Origin of the sequence: Mycobacterium sp. 852002-51163_SCH5372311, from assembly GCF_001667115.1 — a bacterium.
In the GTDB taxonomy this organism is placed as follows: Bacteria; Actinomycetota; Actinomycetes; order Mycobacteriales; family Mycobacteriaceae; genus Mycobacterium.
On record NZ_LZIJ01000076.1, the window covers coordinates 25,679 to 33,792 of the forward strand.

At 66.1% G+C, this 8,114-nt stretch carries 7 protein-coding genes and 1 pseudogene; 7 read left to right on the top strand and 1 reads right to left on the bottom strand.

Annotation, left to right across the window (positions count from 1 at the left end; translation table 11 throughout):
• Positions 1-34 precede the first annotated feature (34 nt).
• Positions 35-1,549, top strand: a complete 1,515-nt coding sequence (gene eccD / locus A5791_RS09015) for a type VII secretion integral membrane protein EccD (RefSeq protein WP_067234181.1) — start codon at positions 35-37, stop codon at positions 1,547-1,549.
• A 4-nt stretch (positions 1,550-1,553) separates the two neighbouring features.
• Here the strand turns inward: eccD and eccB are convergent, their stop codons facing one another.
• Complete coding sequence (gene eccB, locus A5791_RS09020; RefSeq protein WP_067234150.1) at positions 1,554-3,068, bottom strand: type VII secretion protein EccB; 1,515 nt, start codon at positions 3,066-3,068, stop codon at positions 1,554-1,556.
• A 109-nt stretch (positions 3,069-3,177) separates the two neighbouring features.
• On the opposite strand from eccB, the gene eccE reads away from it, so the two are divergent.
• From eccE to A5791_RS09050, 6 genes and pseudogenes are all read left to right on the top strand, one after another.
• Entirely contained in the window at positions 3,178-4,908 is a 1,731-nt protein-coding gene (gene eccE / locus A5791_RS09025; protein WP_231995837.1) for a type VII secretion protein EccE, read from the top strand.
• Positions 4,909-4,930: 22 nt separating this feature from the next.
• Complete coding sequence (locus A5791_RS09030; RefSeq protein WP_156661099.1) at positions 4,931-5,731, top strand: DUF5336 domain-containing protein; 801 nt, start codon at positions 4,931-4,933, stop codon at positions 5,729-5,731.
• A 437-nt stretch (positions 5,732-6,168) separates the two neighbouring features.
• The gene (locus A5791_RS09035; RefSeq protein WP_067234157.1) at positions 6,169-6,486 is read left to right on the top strand and encodes a WhiB family transcriptional regulator; all 318 of its coding nucleotides are present in this window, start codon (positions 6,169-6,171) and stop codon (positions 6,484-6,486) included.
• Between the two features lie 87 nt (positions 6,487-6,573).
• Positions 6,574-7,068, top strand: coding sequence for a YbaB/EbfC family nucleoid-associated protein (locus A5791_RS09040; protein ID WP_067234160.1), 495 nt, complete (start codon positions 6,574-6,576; stop codon positions 7,066-7,068).
• A 65-nt stretch (positions 7,069-7,133) separates the two neighbouring features.
• Positions 7,134-7,427: a hypothetical protein gene (locus A5791_RS09045; protein WP_067234163.1), complete on the top strand. Its 294-nt coding sequence runs from the start codon at positions 7,134-7,136 to the stop codon at positions 7,425-7,427.
• A 98-nt stretch (positions 7,428-7,525) separates the two neighbouring features.
• Positions 7,526-8,114, top strand: a pseudogene (locus A5791_RS09050) (hypothetical protein); the annotation flags it as partial.

Genomic DNA, 8,114 nt, shown 5'->3' on the forward strand with positions numbered 1-8,114 from the left:
CGATGACCCAAAATTCCCCAGGAGGACGATGGCGATGACTCTACCGCCGTCGCTGTCCGACCTTGACGCGGAATCCGAGGTCGAGCCCACGCTCAGCCGAGTCACGTTAGTGGTCGGCGACCTGCGGCTGGACTTCGGACTGCCGGCGAATACCAGCATTGCCGCCTTCATCGACGACGTCATCGACATCGCCAACGAACACCTGGCGGCACATCCCGGACCCGATCAAAAACTAGCGGGACCAGAAGGACGGGTCTTCGACACCACCGAGGGTAAGTGGACGCTGGCCCGGCTGGGTGACGACCCGATCGACCCCAGCCGATCGCTGAACGAGGCCAACGTCTACGACGGTGAGCTACTGGCCATCCGGGAGATCGACCAGCCGGCCCGGCCGATGCTGTTCGACGACGTGGAAAACAGCCTCGAGGACGCTGAGCAAACCGGAAGTCCGATCACCAGCTGGCTGGATCGAGATGCCCGGCTGCTCACCTGCTTCGGCGTGGGACTGACGGCCACAGTCACCGCCGCGTTTGTGTTGCCGCGACATTCGGCCCAGATATACGTTCCCCCCACCGCCCTCGGAATCGGCGTCTTGGCGGTGCTTGTCGCCTGCGTTATCGCCCACCGCTCGGCGGGTGCCCGGCACTCGGAGTGGCTGGCCGCGGTGGCCATTCCACTGGTGTTCGGCGGCTCGCTGTACGTCGTGCCCGACGCGTTCGGTGCGAAGTCGCTGCCCATGGCTTTCGGTCTGACCGGGCTGGCGTCGCTGCTGGTGTTGCTGATCACCGGCCGCGGCCGGGCTCTGCACACCGCGGTGATCTCACTGGCGGTAATCGGCGGCGCCGCGGCAGTGGTTGGCCTGCTGTGGAGTCCGCCGCCCCGGGCCACCGGGGCGGTGCTGGCAACCGTGTCGGTGATCGTCGTGTACCTGTCGCCCCGGGTGACGATCCTGCTGGCCAAACTGCCGGTGCCGCGGGTTCCGACGGCGGGCGAGCCCCTTGACGACATCGAAACCCAGGGCGGAACCACTGTCGAAGGCGTCAACGCCGTCGGCAAGCAGGTGATCCCGACCGAGGAAGGCATGATCGTCCGGGTTCGCCGGGCCAGCCAATATCTGACCGGCATATTGACGGCGGCCGCAATCACCGCCGCCGTGGGTTGTTACCTGGCGGTCGACGTCAGTGGCCGGTTCTATTGGCAGGGCACGGTTTTCGCGACCGCGGTGGCTACGGTCCTGTGTCTGCGCGGACGCACCCATCACGACCTGGTGCAGTCCGCCACGCTGATCGGCGCCGGTATGGCGATCGCGCTGCTGTCGATCGTCAAAATGGCTGTCGGCCTTGACAACTGGGAGTTACCCGCGGCGCTGGTCCTGGTAGTGCTGATCGTGTTGGTCGTCGCGTGCGGAATCATCGCGCCGAGGTTGGAGTTCTCCCCGGTGATGCGTCGCCAGGTCGAGATCCTGGAGTACATCGCCATCGTGCTGATTTTCCCGCTGTGTTGCTGGATTGTGCGGCTGTACGCGATGTTTCGGGAACTGCGGATCTGACCGCTTACGACTTCGGTTGCTCGACCTTCGACCCGCGCGGGTCGGCGCCCATCCCGTCGTGCGCGATCAGTGCGGCCTCCTGGGAGAGCTCGGGCCCGGCCGGCAACAACGACACCACCGGCCACGGCGCCAGTTGCGGGACATCCCCGTCGACGCGGGGATCGTGCACTCCGGTGACTCCCAACGCGGCGGCGGTCGGCAGATCCTTGATGTGGTAGCGCACCCCGGCGTCGGACACGTAGAACAGTTGTCCCATCGCACGGCTGTCCGCGTTACCCCCGGTGGCCTGGACGTATTCGCCGGTGCCGGGCTTGAGATACACCGAGTCGACGCCCGGCCCGTTGCCGTCGGCGGTAGCCAGCCCCACCGGCTGCGCGCCGTCCGGAATGGGCAGACGATGACCGACCAGCAACCGGACGGTGGCCTGCGCAGCGCTGTTCGCCCGTTCCCACGCCATGCACACCACCCGGTCCGGCTCGGTGTTCACGACTTGCGGCGACACGCTGGGGTAGTGGTCGACGGCCAGCGTGTGGACTATCGGGACTTGGCTGACCAGTGCCGGCGGCACCTCCCTGGCCCCTTGTGACGCAACCTCATTGGGATTGCTGTAGCGGATTATGTCGGCAGCCGCGGAGGAGACGGGTTGCAGCCCGTTCGGCAGCACCACGTAGAGCTGCTCGCCGCGCGAGTCGACGGTCTTGACGATGGAGCCCACCGGATAGGCCGCGAACATCGGATTGCCCGGAATGACGCTGCCGGCGCCCGGAATCATCACCGATCTGATCGGCGGCACCAGCGGAAACGCGTTGAGCAGCGATCCCGAGATCGGGCGTATCTGCGCATTCTGCAGATGCAAGGCATTGATGACGGCCGAGTCGTGGGGGTCGATCTGGGCCCGCACGCCGTCGAAGATCAGATAGACCGCGTCGCCCGATATGACCAGCAGCATCTGCGCCGGCGCCGCCCGGCGGATGTCGTCGCCCAGCGTGAGGTCGCCCGCGATGACCGTGGTCTGCACACTGGCCACCCCGGTGCTCTTGGTCACGTCCGGGGTCGAAATGGTGTCGCACACCGTCCACGACGACATGCGCATGTCGGCACCACCGCGAATGCTGTTGGGCGCCCCGACAATTCCCACCATCGGGCCGCGAGGCAGCTGGTTGAGCCATTTGTCGCTGACCGATTTGGGGGTATCGGGTTTCCCGGTGATCAGGCGGGCAGACGCCAGATTGAGAACCGGGTGCAGGCGGTCGCCGATGCGCACGTAGAGGCTGCCGTTCGAGGTGCTGAGCAGTATCTGCGCATTGCCGATGCTGGGCGACGGCTTGAAAAACGCGAGCACGCCACACGCGCCGGTGACGAGGACGGCGATCACCAGGCCCACGAGCAGCGACCGGATCTGGCCGCGCATCGGGTCGTGGATCATCCGGGAGTCGGCGCGGATCAGGGCGTGTTCCAACCGCCGAATCAAGAACCGATAGCCGTTTACTTGCGCGCGCGTGGTGATTTGCGCGGGCATAACCCACTCCCATCAGCGTCGGTCCAGCACCGAGCCTCGGTAGCGTATAACAACGCCAAGCGCTAAAGCCGCGCGAGTTTTCGCCCTGCGCCGTGGATAAGATCCCTCTGTGCCGCGCCGCCCGACGACGCCCCCGAGCCGGGGCACGCCATCGGAAGCGAACGGACTTCGCTCGACGATCGACATCGGCGCACAGCGTCTGTTGCCGCTGGCCGATCTGCTCGTGCTGCAACTGCTCGTCGCCGTGGGAACGGTGACCGCCCCGCTCCTCGGATTTCCTGGCTGGCAGGGCAGCGTGGCCGGACTAGCCGTGGCGTTGATCTTGGTGGTTCGGTTGCGCGGCACCACGCTGCCGCGGTTGATCGCGCTGCGCACCGGTTTCTGGCGACAACGCCGAATTAGAAGTCGGCAGGCCAAAAAGCAGATGCCGGCCGAACCGTTCGACGTGCCCATGGCCGAAGGCGCCTTGATCGGCTTCCGTTGGGACGGAAGCACTTTGATGTCGTTGCTGAAAATCGAGGAAAACCCGCAGGCGATGACGATCATGGAGCCTGGCATGACGGTTTCCGGTGAAACCGTGCCCGTGCAGGCTCTGGTCGACTGCCTGCAGCAATTCGACATCACCCTGGATTCGATCGACGTGATCAGTCAGGGCGCCCGGTCACAGGGTCACAGCCAGGTGGCCGCCGTCTACGACGCCGTCCTGGGTCCACTGCCGGCCATCGCCCAACGCAACGTGTGGATCGCCGTCCGCTTCGACCCGTCACGCTGCGCGGCCGCGGTGCGCCGGCGCGGCGGCGGCCGCAATGGAATCCTCCGTGCGGCCACCACCGCAACGCGCCGGGTGGCCAATCGGCTGACCGAGGGTGGCCTGCGCACCCGGGTGTTGACGGCCAGTGAGATCGGCCAGGCCACCAACCAACTGGCCGACGGGGTGGAGCTGGCCACGGTCGAGGAGACCTGGCGCACCTGCCGGGAGGGTCGGTTCCGGCTGCGCAGCTTCGCCATCAGACCGCGCATGCTCACCACCGGCGGACTCGGCCTGCTGTGGACCATCCCCAGCTACTCCACCACGATGTGCCTGTCGTTGCGCCGTGATCGTCCCCGCGGCCCGGTCCAGATCCGCGGGCTGGCCCGTTTCGACACCCACGGCCGGGCCCGGATCGATTTGCGTGGCCTGACCCATCTGCGTGGCTACCAGTACTCGGCGCTGGCGGCGACCCTGCCGGTGCCTTCTCCGCCGCGGCAGGTCGAAAAGTGGGCATACTCAAGCGATTACACAACGCGGGACGGGGTCCGGGATTTCGAGCAGCTCTATATCCCGGCCTCCGGGTGCGGGCAGGTGATCGGCGCCGACGATCACGGCCGCGCGGTGGCGCTGTCGCTGTTCGGACCGCAGATCCGCCGGGTGGAGATCGCCGGCACGCTGCATCTGGCCCAGCAGGTGGTGCTGCGGTCGCTGGCGCTGGGGGCACACGTGCTCGTCCACAGCCGGCGACCGGCGAAGTGGCGCACCATGGTCGACGAGGTCGACGACCACGACCTGCTGTGGGTCACCGACTTCAACCGCGGGTCCATGCAGGCGGGAGCCGATCGCAATTACTCGGTGGAGATGTTCGACGGGGTCGCCGAGGAATCGGTACGGGTCGGGGTGACAGCGATTGTGGTGGTCCCGCCTGACTCGGCCGTGACACCCAACGCCGACGTCGCGCTGGAACTGCTCGACATCGATACCGACTCGGTCAAAGTGAGCACCCGGGCCGGCTCGTCGGTGGTCACCATGGTCGCCACCGACGACGAGATGCGCTACCTCAAAGCGTCGTTGGCCGACGAAGAGTGAACTCAGGTTTGAAGGAGTGATCATGTCTGACCCGTTCGGCAACCCTTCCGCAGGCGGCTACTACTCAGCGCAGCAACCGGGCGCATACGACGGCTACTCGCAGTGGGCAGCCGAGCCGGAATCCGGTCCGCGACTATCGCATCGCCACTTGACGCTGGGCGTCGTGCTGCTGGGCCTGTGCTCCTACCTGGTGAGCTTCGGGCCGATGCCCAACGCCGGCGGCATCGACTGGGATGTCCGATTTGCCGTGCTCGCGGCTCTGGTAGCGGGATTCGGGTTGGTTCCCGGGCAGACTCCGGCCGCTAAGGTCGTTGCCGCGCTCGCCGCGATCGGCTTTCTGGATGCGCTGTCGAGGCTGATCAGCCTTCCCGACGGGACCGAGGCCGGGTGGGCACTGTGGGTTCTCGTCGTGCTCAACGCCTTGCAAGCGGCCGCCGGAGTCGGCGCACTGCTGATGCAGCCGAGCGCGCCCGACGGGCTGCAAGCCTGGTATGCCGCGTACGCCGAGCAGTATGCGCAGTCCGCGGCGCAGTATTGGGGCCAGTACGCGCAGGACGCCGAGCCGGACACCGGGCATCAAACGAGTTACGCGCAGGCCCAACAGGTGCAACCCGTCTCGGCACCCGAACGGGTCGCGGCGCCTCAGGACGCCGGCTATGCGGATTTCGTCGGCGGTCATGCCGCAGATCAGGCCGGCGGTCATGCGTCCGAGCAGCAGGGCGCCCAGCCTTCGCCGGGCTTGCCCAGCGTCAGCCACTCCGCAACGCCCGCCCAACGGCAGCAGGTAGCGGCCGAACCCGAGTACCGCTCATCGTCGCAATAGCGTCGAAAGCACAGGAATCACACCAATCACATCAGTCCCTGGGATGCTGGGCTGACGGTTTCGAAACTTGATAGCACCGGCGCTATCGGATTCCAGAAACGTCACGCGGCTTCCTTTTCGATACTGGAGTGGCAGATGTTACTCGTTCCGAGTGCTACGCCTTTTTCGTGCCGAGCTAGCAAGCGTAGCCCTGCCTCCGTCGTACGCCACCGCGCTCTAGCCGCCGGCGCTTTACTCGTCACATCGAGTAATCCCTGAGAGGCAGGCGGTTTAGCCGTATTGACTGCCCAGAGCACGGGCCTCATTGCCGCAACGAAAACTCCCGCCGAGTTCTAGCCTTCTCGTAGCAGCTATGTTTTAATCGTAGCGCTCGTGCTAGATTCTCACTTATGTCGTCGCATCGACGGCGCGCACGCGCAAGAACTGGGAGGGAAGCGATGACCGCAGCGATAATTCCGTTGTCCGTACCGCTGGACGAATACGTCCCGGCCTGCACCGCCGACCCGGAGCGTTGGACAACCACCGAACCAGACGAGGACGCCAGGGCGGCGTGCCTGGTGTGTCCGCGCCGCTGGCTTTGCGCCAGCGAGGCATACCAGGTGCCGGGCGTGGAGGGGCTGTGGGCCGGGGTGGTGATACCCGAGTCGGGTCGATCACGCGAGTTCGCGTTGCGTCGCCTGCGTTCGCTGGCCGAGCGCGGCGGCTATCAGGTTCGGCCGCGGCGCCGTGGCCGGCCACGCGGTTCCCGGAACTGAGACTGCACCGGCCAAAACTGGCGCGTATTTGTCTGACGGCGGCACCGTAAGCTGTCCGCACGGTTACAGCGGTCGTCACAGGGTGCAATGGGGGAATTCGTGGACAGTGCCGACAGCCGCGTGGATCGGCTGCTGTCCGATCTGCGGCATTTCCAGGGCGCCGCAGCCAGATCCGCACAGCGGTTGGCACTCGAGACCGCGGAGGCATGGTCGGACGACGGTCTGGTCCAGGTCTGGGTGAACGCCCAGGGCGTGGTCGTGCAGGTCGAGTTCGACGACACCGTGTTGTCGCAGACGACCAGCGCTGACGCGGGCGCCGCCGTCGTGCAAGCCGCGCAGTCAGCCGCAGCGAAGATGCGCGCCAAGACCGACGCGTTTCAGGCCGGGCTATGGCAGCAAGTCGCTCGATTCAGAGTGCAGCCCGCCGAAGAGTTCGTCGAAGAGTTCAGCGGGATGCGACCCGAGGTTCCGTTGTCGGCGCCCGGCTCGCGGGACCGGCGTGCGGTCACCGAGACGCTGGATGCCGAGGCCGATCGCAAGGACGCGCAGGAATGGCGCCTGACAATTCGCGACGACGAATAATTCGGGGACCGATTCGGGGACTGATTCGGGCGGCGCTGAGCCGTCGACCAGGTGAGGAGAAGGGCATGGCAGGACAATTCGAATACGACGATGGAGTAGCCCGCGCCGGCATCAGCCAGTTCGACGAGCTCGGCAGCTCCATCGGTTCGTTGCTGAACGGTTTGAGCGCGGAACTGTCCGGTGACTCGCCCTGGTCTCACGACAAGATCGGTTCCAGTTTCGCCGAAAAGTTCGACCCGGATCGCCAGCAGGTGATCGCCCACGCCAGCGATTTGACGAAGGCGGTACAAAGCGTGGCCCCGACGCTTACCGAAGCAGCCAACAGCATCGTCGCCCAGGACGGCGGCGTCGCCGGCTGACGGCCAGCCGGACCACACGACACTCATCACCATGACACGCCTCCGGGCGCGCGCCCGAGTACAGCCACCGGCGGAACACATGCTGGACGCGTGATCGGGTGGGCATCCAACTTCCCGGCTGGTTGCGGTGGGTGGGCGACCTCATCGGTGAACCTTTCCCCGAAGGCGACGAGACCGCGTGCCGGCGGCAAGCCGATCGATGGCGGCATTACGCCGATCAGCTGGAAGGACTCAAAGATGAGTTGAACACCGCCACCCACACCACGCTCGGCGGATTCGCTGCCGGCGAGCTTCACAACGCGGTGGACGAGCGGCTCAAACCCTTCACCCCGGCGATCGACCAGGTTGCCGGGCAGCTACGCCAGTTGGCCGACGCGGTCGACAATGTGGCGACCGAGATCGAGTTCGCGAAGGAAATGTTCATCGCGAACTTGGTTGCGCTGGCGGCAACTGTCGGCGCGTTGATCGCCACCTCCTGGATCAACTGGACAGCTCCCGCGGAGATTGCGGCCGCCGTGGCAGCGGCCGAAGCGGCGATTTCATCGATCATTCGCGCCGCGGTCGCCAAGGTGGCTTCGGAGGCGATAGCACGAGTGATCACCGAACTCGTGGTGCGGGCGCTCGAGGGCGCCGCGGTGAACGCCGCCATGTCCGGCGCTCTCAACGCGGGCATTCAGGGCCAACAGA

Bases quoted from the DNA above. Each gene is read 5' to 3' on its own strand.
- A5791_RS09040 (WP_067234160.1), top strand. From the start codon at position 6,574: ATGGGGGAATTCGTGGACAGTGCCGACAGCCGCGTGGATCGGCTGCTG.
- A5791_RS09045 (WP_067234163.1), top strand. From the start codon at position 7,134: ATGGCAGGACAATTCGAATACGACGATGGAGTAGCCCGCGCCGGCATC.
- eccD (WP_067234181.1), top strand. From the start codon at position 35: ATGACTCTACCGCCGTCGCTGTCCGACCTTGACGCGGAATCCGAGGTC.
- A5791_RS09030 (WP_156661099.1), top strand. From the start codon at position 4,931: ATGTCTGACCCGTTCGGCAACCCTTCCGCAGGCGGCTACTACTCAGCG.
- A5791_RS09035 (WP_067234157.1), top strand. From the start codon at position 6,169: ATGACCGCAGCGATAATTCCGTTGTCCGTACCGCTGGACGAATACGTC.
- eccB (WP_067234150.1), bottom strand. From the start codon at position 3,068: ATGCCCGCGCAAATCACCACGCGCGCGCAAGTAAACGGCTATCGGTTC.